The 24,673-nt window shown below is 71.1% G+C and carries 19 protein-coding genes; 17 read left to right on the forward strand and 2 right to left on the reverse strand.

All coding sequences use genetic code 11. The features are described 5' to 3' along the window. Positions 1–14: 14 nt before the first annotated feature. Positions 15–1,352 (reverse strand): type VI secretion system baseplate subunit TssK, encoded by a 1,338-nt coding sequence (tssK, locus tag AAHM41_RS15840; protein ID WP_342237524.1) that lies wholly within the window; start codon positions 1,350–1,352, stop codon positions 15–17. Between the two features lie 295 nt (positions 1,353–1,647). Between tssK and tssA the strand changes: the two genes are divergently transcribed. The 11 genes from tssA to AAHM41_RS15895 all read left to right on the forward strand — a co-directional run bounded on the left by tssA (position 1,648) and on the right by AAHM41_RS15895 (position 16,256). Next, complete coding sequence (tssA, locus tag AAHM41_RS15845; protein ID WP_342237525.1) at positions 1,648–2,634, forward strand: type VI secretion system protein TssA; 987 nt, start codon at positions 1,648–1,650, stop codon at positions 2,632–2,634. 36 nt (positions 2,635–2,670) lie between these two features. After that, entirely contained in the window at positions 2,671–3,225 is a 555-nt protein-coding gene (gene tssB / locus AAHM41_RS15850; RefSeq protein ID WP_342237526.1) for a type VI secretion system contractile sheath small subunit, read from the forward strand. 2 nt (positions 3,226–3,227) lie between these two features. Then, positions 3,228–4,730, forward strand: a complete 1,503-nt coding sequence (gene tssC / locus AAHM41_RS15855) for a type VI secretion system contractile sheath large subunit (protein WP_342237527.1) — start codon at positions 3,228–3,230, stop codon at positions 4,728–4,730. Positions 4,731–4,833: 103 nt separating this feature from the next. After that, positions 4,834–5,367 (forward strand): type VI secretion system tube protein Hcp, encoded by a 534-nt coding sequence (locus AAHM41_RS15860; RefSeq protein ID WP_342237528.1) that lies wholly within the window; start codon positions 4,834–4,836, stop codon positions 5,365–5,367. 67 nt (positions 5,368–5,434) lie between these two features. After that, complete coding sequence (gene tssE, locus AAHM41_RS15865; RefSeq protein ID WP_342237529.1) at positions 5,435–5,941, forward strand: type VI secretion system baseplate subunit TssE; 507 nt, start codon at positions 5,435–5,437, stop codon at positions 5,939–5,941. Continuing rightward, entirely contained in the window at positions 5,941–7,827 is a 1,887-nt protein-coding gene (gene tssF, locus AAHM41_RS15870; protein WP_342237530.1) for a type VI secretion system baseplate subunit TssF, read from the forward strand. The genes tssE and tssF overlap by 1 nt, the downstream gene beginning before the upstream one ends. Then, positions 7,791–8,879: a type VI secretion system baseplate subunit TssG gene (gene tssG, locus AAHM41_RS15875; RefSeq protein ID WP_342237531.1), complete on the forward strand. Its 1,089-nt coding sequence runs from the start codon at positions 7,791–7,793 to the stop codon at positions 8,877–8,879. The genes tssF and tssG overlap by 37 nt, the downstream gene beginning before the upstream one ends. Next, on the forward strand, positions 8,879–11,518 hold the full coding sequence (gene tssH, locus AAHM41_RS15880) for a type VI secretion system ATPase TssH (RefSeq protein WP_342237532.1): 2,640 nt from the start codon (positions 8,879–8,881) through the stop codon (positions 11,516–11,518). The genes tssG and tssH overlap by 1 nt, the downstream gene beginning before the upstream one ends. An 11-nt stretch (positions 11,519–11,529) precedes the next feature. Beyond that, positions 11,530–13,605 carry a type VI secretion system Vgr family protein gene (locus AAHM41_RS15885; RefSeq protein WP_342237533.1) on the forward strand — a complete coding sequence of 692 codons (2,076 nt, stop codon included), beginning with the start codon at positions 11,530–11,532 and terminating at the stop codon, positions 13,603–13,605. Positions 13,606–13,614: 9 nt separating this feature from the next. Then, positions 13,615–14,895, forward strand: coding sequence for an ImcF-related family protein (locus AAHM41_RS15890; protein WP_342237534.1), 1,281 nt, complete (start codon positions 13,615–13,617; stop codon positions 14,893–14,895). Beyond that, the gene (locus tag AAHM41_RS15895) at positions 14,895–16,256 is read left to right on the forward strand and encodes a M23 family metallopeptidase (protein WP_342237535.1); all 1,362 of its coding nucleotides are present in this window, start codon (positions 14,895–14,897) and stop codon (positions 16,254–16,256) included. Before AAHM41_RS15890 ends, AAHM41_RS15895 begins: the two co-directional genes overlap by 1 nt. A gap of 55 nt (positions 16,257–16,311) precedes the next feature. Here the strand turns inward: AAHM41_RS15895 and AAHM41_RS15900 are convergent, their stop codons facing one another. After that, positions 16,312–16,998: a hypothetical protein gene (locus tag AAHM41_RS15900; protein WP_342237536.1), complete on the reverse strand. Its 687-nt coding sequence runs from the start codon at positions 16,996–16,998 to the stop codon at positions 16,312–16,314. 11 nt (positions 16,999–17,009) lie between these two features. Here AAHM41_RS15900 and AAHM41_RS15905 point away from each other — a divergent pair, with 11 nt between their 5' ends. The 6 genes from AAHM41_RS15905 to AAHM41_RS15930 all read left to right on the forward strand — a co-directional run. Continuing rightward, positions 17,010–17,615: a hypothetical protein gene (locus AAHM41_RS15905; RefSeq protein ID WP_342237537.1), complete on the forward strand. Its 606-nt coding sequence runs from the start codon at positions 17,010–17,012 to the stop codon at positions 17,613–17,615. Between the two features lie 8 nt (positions 17,616–17,623). Next, positions 17,624–19,066 carry a serine/threonine-protein kinase gene (locus AAHM41_RS15910; protein WP_342237538.1) on the forward strand — a complete coding sequence of 481 codons (1,443 nt, stop codon included), beginning with the start codon at positions 17,624–17,626 and terminating at the stop codon, positions 19,064–19,066. Then, positions 19,063–21,084, forward strand: a complete 2,022-nt coding sequence (locus AAHM41_RS15915) for a vWA domain-containing protein (RefSeq protein WP_342237539.1) — start codon at positions 19,063–19,065, stop codon at positions 21,082–21,084. The genes AAHM41_RS15910 and AAHM41_RS15915 overlap by 4 nt, the downstream gene beginning before the upstream one ends. Beyond that, positions 21,081–21,809: an ABC transporter ATP-binding protein gene (locus AAHM41_RS15920; RefSeq protein WP_342237540.1), complete on the forward strand. Its 729-nt coding sequence runs from the start codon at positions 21,081–21,083 to the stop codon at positions 21,807–21,809. Before AAHM41_RS15915 ends, AAHM41_RS15920 begins: the two co-directional genes overlap by 4 nt. A 4-nt stretch (positions 21,810–21,813) precedes the next feature. Then, entirely contained in the window at positions 21,814–23,028 is a 1,215-nt protein-coding gene (locus AAHM41_RS15925; protein ID WP_342237541.1) for an FtsX-like permease family protein, read from the forward strand. Then, on the forward strand, positions 23,021–24,673 hold a 1,653-nt coding region (locus tag AAHM41_RS15930), incomplete at its 3' end, for a formylglycine-generating enzyme family protein (protein ID WP_342237542.1). The genes AAHM41_RS15925 and AAHM41_RS15930, both read left to right, overlap by 8 nt.

Genomic DNA, 24,673 nt, shown 5'->3' on the forward strand with positions numbered 1-24,673 from the left:
TCGGTTGCGGGTTGCTACTGGCCACGGATGGCCCAGAGCGCCATTTCGAGGTTCGGGAAGTCCCCGGCGACGTGCAGCGCCAGGCCGCCGGAATGGCGCATGTCTTTCCAGAACGGGCTCTGCTGATCGACCTCGAAATAGGTGACGCCGACATGGAAGGGGATCTGCCGCGGGGCCACCGGCAGCGGGTTGATGATGATCCCCGGCAGCGCGACGTTGACGAGCTCCTTGATCTTCTCGGCCGGGCCGATCTTGATCTGGGTCGGGAACTCGCGGCGCAGCCGGTCGACCTCGACATCGGCGCGGGCCGCCAGGACGAAGGTCGCGGTCGTGAACAGCGAGCGGTCGGCGACCTCGGCGATGTGGACGCCGTATTTGTGCTGCCTGAGCGGCACCGGCACCGCGGTCTGCTCCAACACGGCGCTGAGCGACGCCCGGATCGACTGGATCACCGGCCGGAAGCTGAGCGCGAGATCCTCGTGCTTGTAGCCGCCGAAGGCCGGCGGCCGCTTCTCGGTCCTGGCATAGGTCGCCAGCTCGCCGGCGAGCTGGACCATCAGGCCGTACAGGGCCTCCGGATGCACCACCGCGGCGCCGGAGAGATGGGAGAAGTAGGGCTCGTAGCGGTTGATCGCCTGCAGCAGCAGGAAATCGGCGATCTCGGCCACGCCGCGGGTGCCCGATTGCGACACCCGGGCGGCCAGGGCCTCGCCACGATGATGCAGCAGGCCGGTGATCTCGGTGATGAAGTTGGCGAGAATGCGGGAGCCGGCGCAATCCATGGTCGGCGGGATGTGCGTGTCGTCGAGCACGACCTGCCGGTCGGCCCGGACCTCGACCAGCCGGGCGATCGGCAGGCAGGAGAAGCCGGCCCGGTCCGCGCCGTCCGGCAGCAGCTGGAAGCGCAGCCGCGCCACCTCGATCGAGGCGCCGTCGCGCTCGCCGGCATTGGTGTCGACCAGGTCCTGGTCCGCCACCGCGAAGCGGATCGGCACGTCGGTCGCGGCGCGCCCATCGGTCTCGACCGCGCCGGGCTGGTACAGCGGCACGGCCAGGTGGATCAGCGAATCCCGCAGATGCTCTGGCACCTCATAGGGGGTCGGCTGGTCGGCATCGTCGGGGATGCTGAACGGCGTGCCGTCCTCCATCACGCCGCGGGCCGCCTCGATCGCGATCTTGCCGAGGCTGAGCAGCTCGCGGTTCAGCCGCAGCTCGGTGACGCCCCAGCCATAGCCGCGCAAGGCGGCCGTGCGGCTGCGGACGAGCTTTTCGACATAGCGGTCGCTCTGCTGGAAATGCTGCGGCCGGAGGAACAGCCCTTCCGACCAGACGACCCTGTTGTCCCAAGACATCCTGCGCTCCGCTTCATCCGAGGCCGCCCGGGTACGGGCCGGCGATCAGGGATGCGGACACTCTGACGGCATCCGGCGCGCCCCTCGCATGCGCAGTTGATATCCGGGCATTCGGGATCGGGATGCGGCGCGCCTGTCTCAACATGCCCGCATATCAATCGCGCATACAGTCCGGCGCCGAGGCTTCGCTAGATTTCTGAAATCGAACGACCGCCCCTTCCCCCGGATCTACTTGCCTTTACTGCCGGGGCCCGAAGGTGGCGCGAACCGGAAAGCCGTAGTGACGGACATGGTCATGCTCGACGCAGATCATCTGCTGCAGCCGGTCGACGACAGCGACGCGTGCGGCGAGGCCCTCGACTACGATCTGGGGTTCCTCGAGCTCGAGATGGCGTCGCAGGGCAAGCCGGGCCAGCAGATCGGCGATGCCGTCGTGGCCGACGAGCCGCCCGACTGGCGCGAGGTCTGGCGCCTGGGCCTCGACCTCGCCGGCCGCACCAAGGACCTGCGCATCGGCGTGCTGCTGGCGCGCTCGGCCCTCAACCAATCCGGCTTCTCCGGCCTGCGCGGGGGGCTCGAGCTGCTCGCCGGCTATGTCGAGCAGTTCTGGCCGAACCTGCATCCGCGGCCGGATGCGGAGGATGGCGACGACCAGACAGTGCGCCTCAACACCCTGGCCAATCTCTGCGATCCGGCCGGGCTGATAGCGGAGATCCGCATGGTTCCGCTGACCGCGTCGCGGCAGTTCGGGAACTTCACGCTGCGCGACTGCATCGAGGCGCAGCGGCCCGGCGAGATCGACCCCGCGGCCGTCGAGCGCGCCTTCGGCGACACTGATGCCGGCCAGATCGAGCGGGCCGGCGCCGATCTCGACGCCGCCCTGGCCGCCGCGATCCGCCTGGACGCCGGCATCAAGCAGCGCGTCGACATCACCGAGGCCGTCCGCTTCGATCCGCTGATCGCCCTGCTGCGCCAGGCCAAGGAGCTGGTCGACGCCCATCGGCCCAGCGCCGCGCCGGCGGCCGCGGCCCCTGAGGGGGCAGCGGTCCCCGTGGCCGCCCTGTCCGGCGAGATCCGCGACCGCAGCGACGTCATCGGATCGCTCGACCGGATCTGCCGCTGGTACCGGGCGAACGAGCCGGCCAGCCCGGTTCCGGCCCTGCTGGAACGGGCGAAGCGGCTGGTCTCCATGGACTTCATGGCTCTGCTCCTGGAGCTCGCGCCCGAGGGTGCTGCCCATTACCGCTCGATCGCCGGCCTGGCGGCCGACGAGAGCCCCTGACGACCGGAGCCGCCCCACACAAGGAGAATGAGAGAAATGGCAAAGGCGAGCAGTCAAAAATTCATCGCGCGCAACCGGGCGCCCCGGGTCCAGATCGAATACGACGTCGAGACCTACGGCTCGAACAAGAAGGTCCAGCTGCCCTTCGTCGTCGGCGTCATGTCCGACCTCGCCGGCAACCCGACCGAGCCGCTGCCCCCGGTGGCCGATCGCAAGATGATGGAGATCGACATCGACAATTTCGATGATCGGCTCCGGTCCATCAAGCCGCGGGTGGCGCTGCGGGTGCCGAACCGGCTGACCGGCGAAGGCCAGCTCGCGGTCGACCTGACCTTCGAGAGCATGGACGATTTCTCGCCGGCGGCGGTGGCCCGCAAGGTCGACAGCCTGAACCGGCTGCTCGAGGCGCGGACGCAGCTGTCCAATCTCCTGACCTACATGGACGGCAAGAACGGCGCCGAGGAGCTGGTCGCCCGGCTGCTCGCCGACCCGGCGCTGCTCAGCGCCCTCGGCCACGCGCCCAAGCCCGAAGCCCCCGAGGAGAAGACGGACGCGCTTCCGTCCCCGGCCCCCGAGACGGAGGAGAACTGACCATGTCGTCCGCAGTCACCAGGTCCGCCGAGGCGCAGGCCGCCCCGGCCACCACGGTCGATCCCGGCGATTTCGCCAGCCTGCTGCAGCGCGAGTTCCGCACCCGCTCGGACCAGGCCCGGGAGGCGGTGGAGACCGCCGTCCGGACGCTGGCCGAGCAGGCCCTGCGCGACACCTCGGTGATCAGCGACGACGTCGTCGACACCATCCAGTCGATCATCGCGTCGATCGACCAGAAGCTGTCGGCGCAGATCAACGAGGTCCTGCACCATGAGGACTTCCAGGCGCTGGAATCGGCCTGGCGCGGCCTGCATCACCTGGTCTTCAACACCGAGACCGACGAGACGCTGAAGATCCGCGTCTTCCCGATCTCGAAGAAGGAGCTGTCCCGCACGCTGCGCAAGTACAAGGGCATCGCCTGGGACCAGAGCCCGCTGTTCAAGAAAATCTACGAGGAGGAGTACGGCCAGATCGGCGGCGAGCCCTATGGCTGCCTGATCGGCGACTACTACTTCGACCACACCCCGCCGGATGTCGAGCTGCTGTCGGCGGTGTCGCAGATCGCGGCGGCCAGCCACGCGCCGTTCATCTCCGCCGCCTCGCCGCATCTGCTGCAGATGGACTCGTGGCGCGAGCTGGCCAATCCGCGCGACATCACCAAGATCTTCCTGACGCCGGAGCACGCCGCCTGGCGGTCGTTCCGCGACGGCGAGAACTCGCGCTACGTGGCGCTGACCATGCCGCGCACCCTGGGGCGCCTGCCCTATGGCGCCAAGACCAACCCGGTCGACGAGTTCGCCTTCGAGGAGGAGTCGGACGGCGGCGACAGCAACAAATACCTGTGGACCAACGCCGCCTACGCCATGGGCGTGAACATCACGCGCTCGTTCAAGCTGTATGGCTGGCTGTCGCGAATCCGCGGCGTCGAATCCGGCGGCCTGGTCGAGGACCTGCCGGTCCACACCTTCCCCAGCGACGACGGCGGCGTCGACCTGAAATGCCCGACCGAGATCGCGATCAGCGACCGGCGCGAGGCCGAGCTGTCCAAGAACGGCATGCTGCCGCTGCTGCACCGGAAGAACACCGATCTCGGCGTCTTCATCGGCGCCCAGACCGTCAACAAGCCGATCAAGTACGAGGACCCGGACGCCTCGGCCAATGCCGAGCTGAGCGCCCGGCTGCCCTACATCTTCGCGACCTGCCGCTTCGCCCATTACCTGAAGTGCATGGTCCGCGACAAGATCGGCACCTTCAAGGAGCGGCACGAGGTCGAGGAGTGGCTCAACCAGTGGATCCAGGGCTACGTCCACCCCTCCCCTGAGCTGGGCAGCGAGGAGAGCAAGGCGCAGCAGCCGCTGTCCTCGGCCGAGGTCAAGGTCGAGGAGGTCGCCGACAACCCCGGCTACTACACCGCCCGCTTCTACCTGCGGCCGCACTACCAGCTCGAGGGCCTGACCATCTCGCTGCGGCTGGTGTCGCGCCTGCCGTCGGCCCGCAAGGCCTGACAGACCGTCCGTTCCATCGGCGGAAGGAGGTCGCATGCGGCACAGCTGATCGCCCCCGACAGACTCCAACCCATCCCAAACCATCAGATGAAGGAAGACGAACATGGCGTTCGACGCGGTCATGGTGTTCACAGCGGCGTCCAAGGACGGCATTCAGCCCAAGGGCGAATCCCTGATCCTGAAGGACGGCATCACCCTTGCCGACGAGTGGAGCTTCTCGCTCGAGAACAAGCTCAACATCGGCCCCCACACCAGCGGCGCCGGCTCCGGCAAGGCCGAGTTCGAGGTCTTCACCGTCAAGAAGCAGGTCGATACCGCGTCGCCCCACCTGTACGTGGCCTGCGGCCGCGGCGCCCATTTCAGCAATGTCGACCTGAAGCTGTTCAAGGCGACCGGCTCGGGCACCGGCACGTCCGGCACCAACCTGTTCCTGCACTGGACCTTCAACATGCTGGCCGTGGAGAAGGTCGAGTGGTCCTACGCCGAGGAGGCGCCGGAGGAGACGGTCACCTTCCGGTTCGGCGCCTGCAAGGTCATCTACTACAAGCAGAACGACAAGGGTGCCCTGACGAAGCAGGGCGAGGGCATCTGGAACCAGATCGCCAACAGCACCGACTTCACCAAGCTCGTCGCCTGACGGCGTCGCGACCGACCGGAGCCCCGGCCGGTCGCCCTTTCCCCGATCCTTCCCACCCAGGTGAATCATGGCCAGAACCGTCAAGCGGGACCTGGTCCAGCCGTCGCTTCTCGACCGGCTGACCGATGACCAGCCGCGCAGCGCGACCGAGGGGCAGGACCGGCGCAGCTTCTCGGTGCGCCAGCTGCGGGAGGTGATCCTGCGCGACATCTCGTGGCTGCTGAACACCAACCAGCTGGCCGCCACCGTGGACCTGCAGCCCTATCCCCATGTCGCCGCCAGCACGCTCAATTACGGCATCTGGCCGTTGGGCGGGCACATCCGCGAAGGCGTCGACGCCAGCGCCCTGCGGCAGGAGATCGTCGCCAGCCTGCACCGCTTCGAGCCGCGGCTGCTGCCCGACAGCCTCAGGGTGACAGCGATCGAGGACGGGCAGGACATCGGCTCGCTCCATTTCAAGATCGAGGCCGATCTGTGGGCCCATCCGGTGCCGCTGCGCATGGTGATGCGCACCGAGGTCGACCGTGAGCTCGACGTCGTCCGCGTCGTCGAGATGCGCGCGGAGGCCAGCTGATGGATCCCCGGCTGCTGCGCCTCTACAATGACGAGCTCGCCTATATGCGCGACATGGGCGCCGAGTTCGCGCGCTCCTTCCCCAAGGTCGCCGGCCGGCTCGGCATGGAGACGACCGAGGTCGCCGACCCCTATGTCGAGCGGTTGCTCGAAGGCTTCGCCTTCATGGCAGCGCGGGTGCAGCTGAAGCTGCAGTCGCGCTTCCCCGATTTCACACAGCACCTGCTCGAACTGGTGTATCCGCATTTCCTGCCGCCGGTGCCGTCGATGACGATCGCCCGGTTCGAGCCGGACCCGGAGGCCGGGCGGCTGGAGAACGGCTACCTGGTGCCGCGCGGGACCAAGCTGCTGAGCCAACTCGCCCCCGGCGCCGTCACCCATTGCGAGTTCCGCACCGCCCATGACGTCCAGCTATGGCCGGTCGTGGTCAGCGGGGTCGATTATTATGCGACGCCGGGGCAGCTTTCGGCCCTGCACCTGCCGGGCCGCCAGGCGGTGAAGGCGGCGCTGCGCCTGCGGCTGCGGACCACCAACGGGCTGCCCTTCAACAAGCTGGCGCTGAAGGCGCTGACCCTCCATCTCACCGGGCCCGGCGGCATCGGTGCGATCCTGGCCGAGCAGCTGGTCGCCGACACCCGCGCCATCGTCGCCCGGCCGCTGAGCCGGCCCGTGCCCTGGCAGGAGACGATCCCGCGGCAGGCGCTGCGGCAGGTCGGGCTGGAACCGGGCTCGTCGCTGCTGCCCGAGGTGCCCCGCTCCTTCGACGGCTACCGCTTGCTGCAGGAATACTTCGCCCTGGCGGACCGGACCCTGTTCGTCGAGCTCGGCGGGCTGGCCGACGCGGTGGCGCTGTCGACCACCGAGGAGCTCGAGATCGTGTTCGCGCTCGGCCGCGCCGAGCCGTGGCTGGAGCGCCATCTCGGCCCGCAGAACATCGCCCTGTTCGCGACCCCGGCGGTCAACCTGTTCGAACGCCAAGCCGACCGGATCCATATCAGCGACAAGCATTATGAGCACCATGTGGTGGTCGACCGGATCCGGCCGCTCGACATCGAGCTGCACTCGATCCTGGAGATGAGCGGCGAGGGCGAGAGCGGCGACGCGGCCCCGGTGCCGTTCCTGCCCTTCTACAGCATCCACGAGCATGGTCGGCGGGAGCAGCATTCCAGCTACTACACGGTGCGGCGCGAGCAGCGCCTGCTGTCCGAGCACCAGCGCCTGCACGGCACGCGCACCGGTTATATCGGCAGCGAGACCTTCGTCTCGCTGGTCGACCGCCAGGCCGCCCCCTATTCGGCCGATCTGCGCCAGCTGTCGCTGCGCTGCCTGTGCTCGAACCGGGACCTGCCGCTGCTGCTGCCGATCGGCCGGGGCGAGACCGACTTCACGCTCGAGATCGGCGCCCCCGTGACCAGCGTCCGCTGCCTGTCGCTGCCCAGCCGGCCGCGCCCGTCCTTTGCCAATGGCGACGTCGCCTGGAAGCTGATCAGCCACCTGTCACTGAACTACCTGTCGATCACCAATTCCGACCGGCCCGACCACCAGGGCGCCGAGGCGCTGCGCGAGCTGCTGCGCCTCTATGTCGATCCGGACGACGCCTCCGCCACGCGGCAGATCGACGGCATCCGGGATGTCCGGTCCAAGGCCGTGGTCCGGCGCCTGCCGGGCGGCGGGCAGGCCGCGGTGGCGCGCGGGATCGAGATCGGCGTCACCCTGGACGAGGCGGCCTTCGAAGGCGTCGGGACCTTCCCCCTGGCCTCGGTGCTGAACCTGTTCTTCGCGAAATACGTCTCGATCAACGGCTTCACCGAGATGGTGCTGTCGACCCTGCAGCGCGGGGAGGTGATGCGATGGCCGCCGATGATCGGCCGCCGGGCGGTGGTCTGATGCCGGACGCCCTCGACAGCTTCCTCGGCGCGGTCGCGGCCGAACCGCATGATTTCGACGTCTTCCAGACGCTGCGGCGGATCGATGCCCTCAGCCCGGATCGCCCGCGGCTGGGGGAATCGAGCCGGCCGGGCTCGGACCCGGTGCGGATCGGGCAGCAGCCGGCCCTGGCCTTTCCGACACGGCCGATCGCGGGCCTGACCCGGGCCGAGGAGGACGGCCCCGCCCGGCTGGCCACCTATGTCTTCGGGCTGTTCGGGCCGAACGGCCCGCTGCCGCTGCACCTGACCGAATACGCCCATCTGCGGCAGCACAACGCCGGCGACGAGACGCTGGTCCGCTTCGCCGACATCTTCCATCACCGCATGGCCTCGCTGTTCTTCCGCGCCTGGGCCGAGAGCGAGCCGACGGTGAGCCACGACCGGCCGCAGCAGGACCGCTTCGCCCTGCAGCTCGGCGCCCTCGCCGGCCTCGGCATGGAGTCGCTGCAGGACCGGGACGCCATGCCCGATCTGGCCAAGGTCCATTTCACCGGCCGCCTCGCCTCGCACACCCGCAACGCCGAGGGGCTGGGCGCGATCCTGGCCAGCTTCTTCGCCGCGCCGGTCGAGATCCGCGAATTCGTGCCGAAATGGGTCCAGCTGCCGCGCGACGCGCTGTGCCTCCTGGGCCGCGACCCGGGCACCGGCACGCTGGGCAGCACGGCCACCGCCGGCGCCCGGATCCGGGTCTATCACCACCGGTTCCGCATCGTCATCGGCCCGCTGGAGCTGGCCCAGTACGAGCGGCTGCTGCCCGGCGCCCCCGGCCTCGACAAGATGGCCCAGACCGTCCGCAACTACATCGGCGACGAGCTGGACTGGGAGGTCAACCTGGTCCTGCGCCGCGACGAGGTGCCGGCGGTGCGGCTGGGCCGCAGCGGCCGGCTGGGCTGGACCGGCTGGATGGGCAAGCGCAGATCGCGCCGCCACGCCGACGACCTGACGACGACCCCGCCCCGTCCCGGCCCGACGGAAGCGGCATCCCCCGAAACAGCCTCGTGGAGTCCGTGATGACGGGCATCAGCCGCCGGAACCTGTTCAGCAAGCTGAACGCGCCCTGCTACGCCGCGATCGAGAGCGCCACGGCGTTCTGCAAGCTGCGCGGCAACGCCTATGTCGAGCTGGTCCACTGGCTGCACCAGCTCAACGAGGTCGCCGATTCCGATTTCGGCCGGATCCTGCGCGGCTTCGGCGTCGACCCGGGAATCCTGGCACGCGACCTGACCCGGTCGCTCGACAAGCTGCCGCGGGGCGCCACCGCCGTCTCCGACCTGTCGCAGCATATCGAGGACGCGACCCAGGAAGCCTGGCTGGTCGCGACCCTGGCCTTCGGCGACGACCGCATCCGCTCCGGCCATCTGCTCTATGGCTGCCTGTCGAGCCGCCCCCTCAGCCACGCCCTGCTCACGATCTCGCCCGAATTCGGCAAGCTGGCGCTGGACCGGCTGCGCGACGGGTTCGAGGCGATCACCCGCGGCTCGCCCGAGGCCACGGCCGCGCAGGCGCCGGTGGAAGCGGCGGACGGGGCACCGCCATCGGCGCCGGGCAGTCGCGGCGGCGCCCTGGCGCGCTACACCGTGGACCTGACCGCGAGCGCCAGGGCCGGCAAGCTCGACCCGGTGATCGGCCGCGACCCCGAGATCCGGCAGATCATCGACGTGCTGATGCGGCGGCGGCAGAACAACCCGATCCTGACCGGCGAGGCCGGCGTCGGCAAGACCGCGATCGTCGAGGGCCTGGCCCTGCGCATCGTCGCCGGCGAGGTCCCGGCGCCGCTGCGCGACGTCGCCCTGCACGCGCTCGACCTCGGCCTGCTGCAGGCCGGCGCCGGGGTGAAGGGCGAGTTCGAGCAGCGCCTGCGCGACGTCATCGCCGAGGTGCAGGCGGCGCCCCATCCGGTGATCATGTTCATCGACGAGGCGCACACGCTGATCGGCGCCGGCGGCCAGGAGGGCACCGGGGACGCCGCCAACATGCTGAAGCCGGCCCTGGCCCGCGGCACGCTGCGGACCATCGGCGCCACCACCTGGGCCGAGTACAAGCGGTACATCGAGAAGGACCCGGCGCTGAGCCGGCGCTTCCAGGCCATCCCGGTGGCCGAGCCGGACGAGCCGCAGGCCGTCACCATGATGCGCCGCATGGTGCGGACGCTGGAGGCGCATCACGGCGTCGAGATCCTGGACGAGGCGGTGGAGGCCGCGGTCGCGCTGTCGCGGCGCTACATCCCCGCCCGCCAGCTGCCGGACAAGTCGCTGAGCCTGCTGGACACCGCCTGCGCCCGCGTCGCCGTCAGCCGCCACGCCCGCCCCGACCGGCTGGAGCATGAGCGGCAGCGGATCGACGCCCTGACGCTGGAGCTGGAGATGCTCGGCCGCGAGGAGGCCGATGGCGGCGATGTCGGCGAACGCCGGGCGGAGGTGGAAGAGGCGCTCGAAGAGGCCAGGCAGGAGGCGGCGCGGCTCGACGTCCGCTGGCAGGCCGAGCGCAGCCTGGTCGAGGAGATCCAGCGGGCCCGGGCCACGCTGCGTGCCGACGGCGATGCCGACCCGGCCGAGCTGCGGCGGCTCGACGGCGAATGGCGCGAGATCCAGGAGGAGGCGCCGCTGGTGCTCGACCGGGTCGACCGCAACGCCGTGGCCGCCGTGGTGCAGGACTGGACCGGCATCCCGGTCGGCCGCCTGCTGAAGGACGAGGCCACCACCCTGCTGTCCCTCGCCGAGGCCCTGGGCCGGCGGGTGGTCGGCCAGGACCATGCCATGGAGGCGATCGCCCAGCGGGTGCAGACCAGCCGCGCCGGCCTCGATGACCCCGCCAAGCCGATCGGCGTCTTCCTGCTGTGCGGCCCGTCCGGCGTCGGCAAGACCGAGACGGCGCTGGCGCTGGCCGAGACCCTGCTGGGCGGCGAGAGCAACCTGATCACCATCAACATGAGCGAGTTCCAGGAGGCGCATACGGTCTCGTCGCTCAAGGGCGCCCCGCCCGGCTATGTCGGCTACGGCCAGGGCGGCGTGCTGACCGAGGCGGTGCGCCGGCGGCCGCATGCGGTGATCCTGCTCGACGAGATCGAGAAGGCGCATCCGGACGTCCACGAGATCTTCTTCCAGGTCTTCGACAAGGGCGTGATGGAGGATGGCGAGGGCCGCAAGATCGACTTCCGCAACACGCTGATCCTGCTGACCTCGAATGTCGGCGGCGAGCAGATCGCGAGGCTGTGCGCCGCCGAGGCGCGGCCGGAGCCGGAGGTGCTGGAGAGCGCGCTGCACCGCCCGCTGCGCGAGGAGTTCCCGCCGGCCCTGCTGGGCCGCATGACGCTCGTCCCCTATTACGCGCTGAGCGACGGCATGCTGGACCGCATCGTGCGCCTGCGGCTGGAGCGGATCGCCGACCGGATGATGCAGGCCCACAAGGTGCCGCTGACCTGCGACGATGCCGTGGCCGAGCTGATCGCCCGCCGCGCGAGCCAGGTCGACACCGGCGGCCGGATGGTCGACGCCATCCTGACCAGCACGCTGCTGCCGGCGGTCAGCCGGCACATCCTGGCCGAGCAGCGGGACGGCCGCCCGGTCGGCGCGCTGCACATCGGCGTGCGGGACGACGCCTTCCAGTTCGACGGCGGCCTTCCCGCCGCATCCCTGCAGCCCAGCGACTAGGCGACATCACTATGCCCCTGTCGACGATCGAAAGCCTGCTGAAGGACAACCGCTTCGCGGCGGTGACCTCGGCCGCATTCCAGCTGAACGAGGTCTATCTCCGGCGCCTCCGAGGCACCGAGCGGCTGGGCGAGCCCTTCGTCTACGAGGTGACGCTCGCCAGCCCCGACCCGATCCAGACCTTCGCCAAGGTTCCGGGCCAGAGCCTGACGGTCGGCCTCAAGCTCAAGGGCACGGCGACGCGGTTCTTCCACGGCATCGTCACCCGGTTCCAGTATCTCGGCCTGGACGACACCGAGCGCCTCAACTACGTGGCGGAGGTGCGGCCCTGGCTGTCGCTGCTCGACTATCGTCGCAACAGCCGGATCTTCCAGAACAAGACCAGCCTCGAGATCATCACCACGATCTTCCGGGAGCACAAAGGCAACTTCAAGAACAAGACCACCGGCCGCCTGCCGCGGCGCCCCTTCTGCGTCCAGTACGACGAGACCGACCTGGCCTTCGTCAGCCGGCTGATGGAGCAGGACGGCATCTACTATTACTTCGAGCATGCGGAGAACCGGCACGATCTGGTGCTGGTCGACGACGCCTCGAGCCACAAGCCCTGCACGCCGCAGGTGGTGGAGACCCATCACAACCTCCGGCCGGCCCGGAATCTCCACCAGGAGGATCTGATCCTGCGCTGGGAGGAGGTGGTGTCGATGCAGCCGGACAAGGTCATCCTCAACGACTACGACCACGAGCAGCCGAGGGCGAATCTCGAGGCCGTGGCGCGCGTCCCGTCCGTGAAGGTCGGCGGCATCCCGCCGCACAAGAGGTCGACGGGCGTCTTGAGGCTCCCCGCCGGCGCGCCGGTCATGGCGGCCAAGACGACAACCGCCCGGGGCGGCTCCTCGCCGACGCAGGAGACCTTCATCTATCCGGGCCGCTACATCGAAAAGAAGGACGGCGATTTCTACGCCATGATCCGGGCCGAGGAGCTGGCCTGCAACGCCTATCGGGCGCGGGTCGAGAGCACGGCGCGGCAGATCACGACCGGATCGATCTTCACCGCGGCGAACCCGTTCTACTACGGCGACGTCGATTCCCGCCCCCGGCCCACCGAGCGGTTCCTGGCGGTGGGGAACGAATTCACGGTCGTCGGCGAGGTCGGAGAGGTCGGGGGTAGCGGGGAGAACGCCGTCGACGCGAAGGGCGACCGCTTCCTCTACCGCAGCATGGTCGAGATCATCCCGGCGACCACCCAGTACCGCCCGCTGCGCCGCACCCCGGCGCCGGTGATCCAGGGGCCGCAGACGGCCGTCGTCGTCGGCCCCAAGGCCGAGACCATCACCACCGATAAGCTCGGCCGCATCAAGGTCCAGTTCTTCTGGGACCGCGAGGGCAAGAAGGACGAAAACAGCTCCTGCTGGATCCGGGTCGCCCAGAGCTGGGCCGGCAAGGGCTTCGGCGGCCTGATCATCCCGCGGATCGGCCAGGAAGTGGTGGTCGATTTCATCCACGGCAACCCGGACTGGCCGCTGGTGACCGGGGTCGTCTACAACGCCACCAACGATCCGCCCGAGACCTTGCCGGCGGACAAGACGCGCTCGACCTTCCGGACGCACACCGACCGCGGCGCGGTCAACGCCTATAACGAGCTGCGCTTCGAGGACAAGCGGGGGCAGGAGGAGGTCTATCTCAAGGCGCAGAAGGACCACAATGTCGAGGTCGGCGACGTCTATTCCATCGACGTCAAGACGCAGTACGTCCTGACCTCGTCTCCCACCGCGATGGCGCCGGGGCAGGCCGCGGCAACGCCCGGCACCAGCCGCATCGAGGTCACCCCCGACAAGATCCGCTTCGTGGTGACCGGGGTGACCGGCCCGCAGATCATCGAGATCAGCGCCACGGGCATCGCCATGATCGGCACCACGATCGGCATGATGGCCAGGCCCGCCCGCGCCGGCGCCATCATCTCCATGCCGCCGGCGATCCCGGCCCCGCCGACCCCGGCGCTGCTCCAGGCCCTGACCGCGGCGGGGCTGCCGCCGCCGGCCCCGGAATTGCCGACCCCGCCGCCGTCGCCGAAACTGGCGCCGGTGTGACCGCGGGCCATGGGCACCCATCGCCGCCCGGCCCGCGTCGCGGGCTGCATCCTGGCCGCGGCACTGCTGGGCGGCCTGGCGGCGATCCATGTCTCGAACCATCGCATCGCCGACCAGGCGCGCGCCGCGATCAAGACTGCGCAGGCGGCGACGCCCGCCCCTGACGTGGCGCCGGAGGATCCGGCGGCCGGGCTGCCCGCCCTCGATGCCCTGGCCGCCTCGCCCCTGGCGGATCTCGCCCCACTGCCCTGGTGGCGGCGGCTGAGCCTGAACGCCGCGCCGCTGGACGACCTCGCCGCCGCGACCGCCGGGCTCGACCGCGACCTGTTGCGGGATGCGTTCCTGCGCCGCCTGGCGCAGCGGATCCTGGCCCGCATCGACCGGCCGGACGTCGCCTCGGACCTCGCCTTCGACGGGCTGAAGGCGGCGCTGGCCATCGGCGGCACCGGCCCGCGGCAGGACGGGCTGATCCGGCTCTGGGCGTCGACCGACTGGTCGCTGACCGCAGCGGACCCGTTGCGCCAGGCCCTGCTCGCGCAGCTTGACCGCGCCCTCGCCGCGGAACCGCGCCTCGCCCCGCCGCTGGACCTGGCGGTGGTGGAGCGAATCCGCGCCCGCCTGCGCGACGAGCCGCTGTCAGCCCGGGCCTATGCCGCGATCCGCACTTCGGATGCGGCCCAGAGCCTGCCGCCCTTCCGCGCCGACCTCGTTCTCGGGGCGGACAGCTGGGTGGTGCGGCGCCGGTCGGGCGCCTCGCTGGCCACGCCGATCCCCGGGCTGCTCACCGCCGACGGCTTCCACCGGGTGGTCGTGCCGGCGCTGATGGATCTCTCCACCTCCCTGGGCTCCGACGACTGGGTGCTCGGCGCGGCGCCGTCGGCCGGCGGCGACCTGACGGCGTCGGTCCTGGCGCTCTATCTCGACGATGTGGCCCGCGCCTGGGACAGGCTTCAGGACGAGCTCGAGCTGACACCCGCCGCCGACCCCGAGACAGCGACGCGCCTCCTCGCCACGCTGACCCCATCGCAGGGACCGCTGCTGCGTCTGGCCGTGGCCGCCCGCCGGGCTACGCTGTTCGACCGCGGCCGGGGCGATGACGCGGCCCTCGCGGGCCTGGCCCGGAAGCTCGGCGGCCTGCGGCTGTGGACCGCCATCGACCGCCGCTATGCCTGGCTCGACGGCGCGGAGTTGCAGGGCGCCCCGCTGCTCAACGACGCCATCCGCCGCTTCGTCGATACCGCCGGCAGCATGCCGGCCGATGCCGCGGCGCCCGCCGCGGCCCTCGACTGATGCCGTGGGATCTCGTCGAGGCCGCGCCATCCGGCACCGTCGCCGGCGCCGCCGGTGTCGCGTGCCTCTGCCGGCCCGAGATCGGGCTCTGGGCCGTGGTCGCGGCCGGGGACGCGCGATCCCGCCGTCTGGTCGAGGTTCTCGCCGCGCTCGATGGCGCGGTCGACGAGGCGCAGCTGGCGCGCATCGTGCGGCGGAAGACCGGCGCCTCGGCGGCGGTCGCGCTGCTGCGGCCGCCGCATCTGCTGTGCCTGCGGCTGGGCGGCGGCAGCGCCCATCGCCTGGGCCGCGCCGGCCTCGTCCCCCTTGGCCCGGATGTCGAGCCGATCCGCATCCGGCTCGACGCCGACGATCGCGTCATCCTCGCCGCGCCGGCCATCGCCGATATCGTCGACGGGGCCGCGCTGCTGCTCGAGCGGCTGCCGCCGGACGCCGCCGCCCGGTTGCTGGTGCAGCGCGCCGAGACGGCCGGCCGGCACGGCAGCGGAGCGGTGGTGCTGGCGCTGTCCGACCGGCCGCAAGCACCGGCGAGACCGGTGGAGACCGCCGCGCCGGCCCGTCCCCGGCCGCAATCCGCCATCCGGCCGGTCGCCATCAGCGCCGCGGCCGCCCTCGCTTTGTCCTTCACCGCGGTGCTCGGCATCGCCGTCTTTCGGGATGCCTTCGAACCGACGCCGCAGCACGAGGTCGCGCAGGCGCCGTCCCGGGACGGCAGGCCGGCCGCGGCGGACGAGGGCGACCTGGCCGCGGCCGACCGCCGCTTCGCCCAGACGGCGCGGCTGGCCGTGGCCGTCGCCGCGATCGACCGCACGCTGCAGCAGCTCGACCTGCCGCCGATCGCGGTGGATCACGCCGCCGCGATCCGCCCGTTCTCCCCGGCCACGATCGACGCGCAGGCGCGGGCGCTGGCCGCGCGCCTGCCCGGCTGGCCCCTATCGGTGCCGCTGCGCGTGCCCCTGCGGCTGTCCAGCCCCTTCGGCCTGCGGGTCCATCCGGTGACCGGCGTCCCCACCCTGCATGCCGGGCTGGACCTGGTGGCGCCGGCGGGAACCCCGATCTACGCGACCGGCGACGGCCGCGTGCTGCGGGCCGGGCCGGCCGGCGGCTACGGCAACATGGTGGAGATCCAGCACGCCGACGGCCTGGTCACGCGTTACGGCCACATGCAGTCGATCGCGGTCGAGGCGGGGCAGCCGGTGACGGCGGCCACGGTGATCGGGCAGCTCGGCTCGACCGGCGTGTCGACCGGCCCGCACCTGCATTACGAGATCCGGCGCGCCGAGGATGAGGTCGACCCGATGCCCTTCCTGCAGGCCGGGCAGGCGCTGAAGTCGATGCTGGCCGCCGTCGTCCGGAACTGAAAGGGCGGCCCGAGTCCGGGCCGCCCTCCATCTCTCTCCGGAACCGATCCGTGGCTCAGCTTGCCCCGGCTGCCGTCACCGGACCGGCCGGGGCGGCGGGCGCGGCGACGGGAACGGCCGGCGCCGGCTCGAACACCCCGGTCCCGCCGACATTGGATGGCATCGCTTCACCGGTCTGGGTCGCGGGAACCGGCTGCCCGTCGCCGATGGTGTTGACCAGGCCGGAGACCGAGACGATCAGGCCGCTGAGATCGTTGATCGTCGACGCCTGCTCGGTCCAGCCGGTGGTCTGGTCGCCGGTGGAGATCCGGGCCTGGACCATGCCGCGCCGGACCTGGCGTTCCGCCTGCCGCAGCGCCGCATACTGCGCCGGGGTGCCATTCGGGCCGAGATTGGCCCTGGCCTCGATGACCAGCTTCTTCAGAGTGCTGAGCCGCTGCTGCATCGTATCCATCGCGCGGTCGAGCGTGACCCGCGACGACTGCGCCTTGCGGGCGATGACCTCAAGCGGCAGCGTGGTAACGGCGACGGGCGTCGCCGGCACGGTGCCCGTGGCCTCGGGCCCCTTGCCGAAGCGGGAGAACGGCTTCGGGTCCGGCAGGCGATCGGCGCAGGCGGTGCAGAGCAGGCCCAGACCGAGCACGATCATCGGCGACTTGAACGGAGACATCGGCAGCGCCTTCTCGGAGGTGGGGTCGCAGAAGCCCTGCATCCTGACCCCGGCATGGCCGCGCCAGAGCATGCGGAATTGACATGATCGTATCCGGGCGAAAGGCCGATCAATTCTGGCCCGCCTCCAGATCACGACGCATATTTCTGGAGAACAGCCCCGACCTGGAGGCAATTATGCCAATCGCAAAACACGCCTTTGCGGTTCTTTTCTTCCTGTTATTGACAACATCGGCCGCAATCGCTCAGCAGATTGCGGCCGCTCCGGCGACACCGCCGGATCCGACGGCCCGGCCATACTACCTGGCCGCCACCCTCACGGGAGAGTTCAAGACCGATCCTCTGCCGATCGGCGTCCTGGCCGGCGGGCGCGCTTCGGTCGTGGGCCTGGGCAGCGACTGCGTCGGCAACATCACGCCGGAACGCCCCGACGCGACCATCGATCTCGAAGATGTCCGAGGCCCCGTGAATTTCTATGTGGCGGCGGGCACGGACACGGCGCTGGTGGTCCACACACCGGCGGGGCAGTGGCTGTGCACCGACGACAGCGAGGCCGGGGGCGTCAACCCGGCGATGACGCTGAGCGCCCCGGGGAACGGCCGCTACGCCGTCTGGGTCGCGTCGGTCGAGGCGCCCGACCGCCCGGTGCCGGCCGTCCTGGTCGTCAGCGAGTTTCCGCCGGTCTGGTAGGCGAGGCCATGACCACCGATCCGATCCGTGACGCCGAGGCGCCGTCGGCCGAGGAGACGCGCCTTGTCGCCCCGGCCGCGCCGAATGCCTCGATCGCGCCGAGCGCCTCGGCCGGGCCGGGCGAAGCCGGCCCGTCGCTGGCCCCGGGTACGGTGGTGCTGCACACCTATCGCATCACCCGGCTGATCGGCCGCGGCGGCATGGGCGAGATCTACCAGGCCGAGCATTGCGACCAGCGGACGCTGCACGCGATCAAGATCATCCGGCCCGACCTGGTCGGCGACGAGTCGATCGTCAACCTGTTCCTGCGCGAGGCCGAGGCCCTGCGCAAGATCCGGCACGCCGCGATCGTCAGCTATGACGGGCTGTTCCGCGACGCCACCGGCCGGCTGCACCTGGTGATGGAGTATGTCGACGGCCCGTCGCTACGCGACCGGCTGCGCCAAGGCCCGCTGGCGCCGCATGAGATCGCGCAGCTGCGCGACCGGCTGGCCGCCGGGCTGGCCGAGGCACATGACAAGGGCATCTATCATCGCGACCTGTCGCCCGACAACGTGATCCTCGAGCACGGCCGGCTGGAACAGGCGAAGCTGATCGATTTCGGCATCGCCCGCTTCGCCGACCCCAGCATGCGGACCCTGGTGGGCAGCCGCTTCGCCGGCAAGCTCTCCTGGGCGTCGCCGGAGCAGATCGGCCTGTTCGGCGCCCAGGTCGACGGGCGGTCCGACATCTACAGCCTGGGCCTCGTCCTCGCCGCCGCCGCGCGCGGCCGGCCGCTGGAGATGGGCAAGACCATGATGGCCACGGTCGAGGCCCGCAAGACCACCCCCGACCTGGACGGCGTGCCGCCCGGCCTCGCCACCCAGATCACCCGCATGCTGGCCCCGGACCCGCGCGACCGGCCGCAATCGATGCGCAGCCTGGTCGACGAGGCCGAGCCCGACCGGTCCCGCTGGTCCGCGCTGCTGCGGTCGCGGCCGATCCAGGGCGCTGCCCTGCTGCTGGCCCTGGCGGTCCTCGGAGGCGGATGGTGGTGGTCCGCTTCGAGCCCGCCCCCGGCGGTGCCCGCGCCGGCATCGCTGATGTCGACAGCGCCGAGCCCGGCGGAGCCGGCAGCTGCGGCGCAGGAGCTCGACCGCCGGCAGTTGCCGCGGATCCTGGCGCAGGCGCCGGCCGAGATCTTCGCCGCCGGCCAGCGCTTCCTGACCGAGCAGCGCGACGCCGACACGGCGCTGGTGCTGTGGGAGGAAGCGTCGCGGCGCGGCAGCGGCGACGCGGCCTTCGGCATCGCGCAGTTCTACGACCCGCAGGCCCGTACCACCGGCCCGAACCCGTTCAGCGCCCCCAACCCTGCCAAGGCCCGGGAATTCTACGCCCTGGCCCTGCAGCGCGGCATCGGCATCGCCCGGGCCCGGCTGCAGGCCCTCGACAACGCGGAATCAGCGCGATGACGACACCTGCCTTCCGGCTCCGCCTCGCCGCCCTGCTGAGCTTGGCCTGGCTGGCTTTCACTCTCGGCATGCCGGCCTTCGCCCAGGATCCGGCGCCGCCTTCCGGCGCGCGCAAGCCGCTGCTGATGGAAGGCACGACCAGCCTGTGGCAACGGATCCTGACCCGTCCCGGCGCGCGGCCGTCCCCAGCCCCGGGCGGGCCGCCGGCCGCGACCGAGATCCCGCCCCTAACCATGTTCTTCGTCTATGCCCGGACCGCGGGCGACGGCGGCAACTGGCTCGAGGTCGGGTCCACCACCGGCGGCCAGACGCTCGGCTGGCTTCCCGAGGCGGAGGCGATCGACTGGAAGCAGACCCTGGTGGTGAATTTCACCAACCCGGTCAACCGCGACCGCGCCCTGTTCTTCAAGGATTCCGCGCCCCTGCTGTCGATCATGGAGGCCCCGGATGCCGACGCGCAGGCCGGCACGCTGCGCCAGGCCGCCACGGCCGGAACGCTGCCGTCGGACAGCCCGATCGCGGCGATCGAGCCTTCGACCTGGGTCGATCCGGCCAAGGACTTCTACCTGCTGCCGATCCTGAACTGGACCGACGGCTATTTCGCCAAGGGCTTCCCCGGCCTGGCCCTGCAGGTGGCGGCGACCTCGCTGCAGGAATCGGCCAATCCGCCGGCGCAGGCGACCGACGCCGCCGACACGGCGCAGGTGATGGCCGGCTATCGCGCCGGCGTCGTCTTCGTCGTCGATACAACAGTGTCGATGGACCCCTATGTGGCGCGGACGCGCGAGACCATCCGCACCCTGATCGAGAAGCTGCATGCCGAGGAGGGCGACAGGCTGAGCCTCGGCCTGGTCGGGTTCCGCGACGTGCTCGATGACGGCCGGCCGGACGAATACATCGCCAAGGTGTTCGCCACCCTGTCCGACGGACTCGACCCGAAGGGCTTCCTCGACCGTTTCGACCCGGCCAAGGTCTCGCATGCCGACAACCGCGACTTCCGCGAGGATTCCTTCGCCGGGGTCAAGGCCGCGCTGGACGACATCGACTGGACCGGCGTTGCCGGCCGCCTGATCGTCCTGATCACCGATGCCAGCCCGCGCCGGGCCAACGACCCTTACTCGTCCACCCATCTCGACCCCGACCAGCTGCGGCTGCTGGCCCAGTCGAAGGGCGCCGCGGTGCTGGTGATCCACCTGAAGACCGCGGCCGGCAAGGACGACCACGCCGCCGCCGAGGAGGCCTATCAGCCGCTGTCCGACTATCCCAATGTCGGCAGCCTGTACTTCCCGATCGAACGCGGCGATCTCGGCACCTTCGGGTCGGTGATCGACCGCATCGCCGGGATCATGCTCGGCCAGATGCAGTCGGCCGCGGACGGTCAGGTGGCGGTCGCGACGGATGCGCCTTCCGCCCTCCCTGTCGACACCAAGGCCGGCGATCCGAGCCGGGAGGCGCTGGCCCGCACCGGACTGGTCGGGCGCGCCATGCAGCTCGCCTATCTCGGCCGGAAGGAAGGCGGTCACGTCCCCCGCCTGTTCTCGTCCTGGATCTCGGACCGCGACATCGCCAACCCGGCCCGCAAGGCGCTCGACGTGCGCGTCCTGATCTCCAAGAACCAGCTGTCCGACCTGCAGACCACGCTCGGCGCCATCATCGATGCCGGCGAGGCGACGCGGGTGGCGCCGAACGACTTCTTCCGCCAGCTGCGCAGCGCCGCCGCGACCATGGCCCGACGGCCGGAGGGCGTCGGCCGGGAGGATGCGCGGCACCTGGCGGATCTCGGCCTGATCGGTGAATACCTCGAAGGCCTGCCCTATCGCAGCCGGATCATGGAGCTGACCGAGGATGACTGGCTGTCCTGGAGCTTCGGCCAGCAGCGCCAGTTCCTGGACGACCTGCAGGCCAAGGTGACCCTGTACCAGCAGGTCTACGACAACACCGACCTGTGGATCGCGCTCGACGGGCAGCGCACCGGCGGCGACGCGGTCTATCCGATGCCGCTCGATGCGCTGCCATGATCGGCCCGGCTCCCGTCTACACGCTGCGCAACGTGGTGCTGCGGCGCGGCGGCCGCAAAGCCGGGTTCGAGCTGCATGTCAGCAACCTAGTGGTGCCGCGCAGCGAGATCCTGTTCCTCAATGGCCAGTCCGGCTCCGGCAAGTCGACCCTGCTCGACCTGCTGGCGGGAACGCTGGCGCCCGACCGGGCGGAGGTCTTCGAGATGGCGGCGCTCGGCCGTCCGCCGCTGGATCTCGCGGCGCTGTGGCGCCGGCGGCGGCAGGACGCGTTCGCCGCCGTCCGGGCCAGCAGCATCGGCTATGTGCTGCAGACCGGCGGCCTGCTGCCCTATCTCTCGGTGGTCGAGAACATCGCCCTGACCGCCCGCCTGGCCGGGCGCTACGATCCCGGCCATGTCCGCGAGCTGGCGGACCGGCTGGGCCTCAGCCGGCTGCTCGGCCTCAGGCCGGACCGGCTGTCGGTCGGCGAGCGGCAGCGGGTCGCCATCGCCCGCGCCCTGGCCCATCGCCCGGACGTCCTGCTGGCCGACGAGCCCACCGCCTCGCTCGACCCGCCGACGGCCGACCGGGTCTTCGCCCTGCTGGTCGAGACGGTCGAACGGTTCCGGACCACTGCCGTCATCGCGTCGCATGACTGGTCGCGCACGCAGGCCACCGGGCGGCGGACCATCGGCCATGCCCTGCGCCGCGAGGACGACGTCGTGCGCGCCTATTTCTGGACCTGAGCCGATGATCGGACGCATTGCCATGGCGGCGCGCCTCGCCACCCGGGATTTCGGCCATGATTGGCGCATCGCGCTGTGCCAGGTGCTGGGCCTGGCGGCCGTGCTGGCGCCCCTTCTCGTCCTGTTCGGGCTGCGCTTCGGCCTGATCGACACCCTGGCCCAACGCCTGATCGAGGATCCCCGCAACCGTGAGATCGTCGCCGCCGGCAGCGGCCACTTCGTCGACGCCTTCTTCGCCGAGCTCGCCGACCGGCCGGACGTCGCCTTCGTCACCCCGGCGACCCGGGCAATCGCCGCCGGCGTCACCCGGCTGCGCAGCGAGGCCGGCGGCCGCATCCTGTCGGGCACGCCGCTGCTGCCGACCGGGTCGGGCGACCCGATGCTCGGCGCGGCCGAGCCCCCGGCCGGCGCCGCGGTGGTGCTGACGCGCCGGCTGGCCGAGTCCCTGGGCGTCGCCGAGGGGGGCCGGCTGATCGCCGAGATCACCCGTCAGCGCGACGGCGTGCTGGAGGCGCAGCGCATCCCGCTCACCGTCTCCGGCATCACCGACCAGCCGGTCTCGCCGGGCGAGGCGATGCTGGCGCCGCTCGACCTGCTGGTCGCCACCGAGGACTGGCGGGACGGCTATGCCGTCGACGACCGCGGATGGCCCGGGGCGCCGCGGCCGCAGGCCGAGCGCAGCTTCGCCCGGTTCCGCCTCTACGCCCGCTCGATCTACGACGTGGCCGGGCTGGAGCAGGCGTTCCGGCGCCAGGACATCGCGGTCCGCACCGCCGCGGCCGACATCGCCCAGATGCAGTCGCTCGACCGCAACCTCGGCGTCGCCTTCTGGCTGATCGCCGGCTGCGGCGGCTTCGGCTACCTGATCTCGCTGGCGGCCGGGCTGCGCAGCCATGTCGAGCGCAAGCGGCGCGACCTCGCCCTGCTGCGGCTGATCGGCCTGCCGACCCGCGCTTTGGTCGCCTTCCCGGTCACCCAGGCCGTGCTGATCGCCCTGCTCGGCCTGGTCCTCGGCGGCACGGTGTTCCAGGGGGCCGCCACCGTGCTCAACACCGTATTCGCCACCGGGCTGCTGCCCGGCGAGCGCATCTGCCGGCTGCTGCCCGTCCATCTCGGCGTGGCCGCCGCGGCGACGATGGCGGCGGCGCTGCTGTCGGCCAGCTGGGGCGGCCTGCTGGCAGCCCGGATCGAGACCTCCAAGGAGCTCCGCGATGGCTGAGCGCAGGCCGTCCTCTCTCTGGGGCCTGCTGATCGGCGTGGCGCTGCTGGCCGCCGCTCACCCGGCCATCGCCGACGACGATCCCTGGCCGGCGGAGGCCTACAACCCCGCCCCGGCCGAAGGTGACGTTGTGCTGCCGATGCCCTGCGGCGGCGCCATGGCATTCCGTCGCGTCGCCCTGCCCTCGACCGGGGTGCTCGACGACGTCCGGGTCCAGTTCGGCGACGCCCAGCCCGAGCTCGGCTTCTTCAGCGACCGGCGCTATGACGTGATCGCCGGCGCCTTCGGCGACCCGGCCGTACCCGGCACCCGCTATTTCCTGATCGGCAAATACGAGGTCACGCGCGCCCAATGGGCCGCGCTGTCCGGCGATGCGTGCCCCGATCCGGGGATGCGGCAGCGCGTGCCGCAGACCGAGATCTCCTGGTTCGACGTGGTCAGCTTCGCCAACCGCTATTCGCAGTGGCTGCTGGCCCATGCCCGCGACGCGCTGCCGGCGGAATCGGGCACGCCCGGCTTCCTGCGCCTGCCGACCGAGGACGAGTGGGAGTACGCCGCCCGCGGCGGCATGACCGTGTCCTCCGAGAACTTCCTGGCGGCCCGATTTCCGATGCCGGAGGGCGCCGCCGACTACATCTGGTACCAGGGCACCGGCTCGGCCGAGGGCCGGCTGCACCCGGTCGGGCTGCTCAAGCCCAACCCGCTCGGCCTGTATGACATCCTGGGCAATGCCGCGGAGATGATGCTCGAATCCTTTCGGCTGAACCGCCGCGGCCGCCTGCACGGCCAGGCCGGCGGGTTCATCGCGCGCGGCGGCGACTACAACACGCCGCTGAGCCAGATCCGGACCGGGATGCGGGTCGAAATGCCCTATTACGCCGCCGGCGCCGCCACGGCCACGGAAAGCCGGCAGCTGGGCTTCCGCCTGGTGGTCGCGGCGCCGGTGGTGACCTCGCCCGAGAAGCTGACCGAGATCGAGAAGGCCTGGGAGGCGATGCCGTCCTCCGGCGAGGCGCCGTCGACCGCGCGCCGCGAGGACGCCGCGCTGGGCACCCTCGATCGCCTCGCCGACCACGCGGGCGACGAGACGGTCCGCACCCAGCTGCGCGACGCCGGCCGGTCGATCCGCGAGGCGCTGGTCGACCGCAACGACGCGCGTGACCGGACCATCCGGCTGCTGATCAATGTCGGCGCCCTGCTCGGCAACAAGCTGCGCGTCGACCATCAGCGGCTGCTGGCGGTGCAGCGGGCGATCGAGGGTGTGGCCCGGCCGGCGCTGCGGCAGCTGCAGGCGCGGCGCCAGGATCCGCAGATCCGCAAGGCGATCGCCGACGCCATCGCGCGGATCGGCGAGATGGAGGGCCAGCGCGACGGGCTGGAGGACACCGTCAAGACCTCGCGCGAGACCTACGTCGACACCGTGCTCAGCACCAGCAGCGACTATTCGGACGAGGTCATCACCGCCCAGCTGCCGGCGCTGAAGGCCGAACTGCACGCCCGCGGCTCCGACGCGCTGCTGCCCTATGTCGACATCTTCGTCCAGCACATGCGGCGGATGCGCGACAACAGCGCCGCCGACCCGCAAAGCCTGATCGACGACCTGACCCGGGGGGGGGGGGGGGCCCACGGGCCCCCCGGCCCCGCG

The sequence above is a fragment of the Inquilinus sp. OTU3971 genome, from assembly GCF_038440215.1.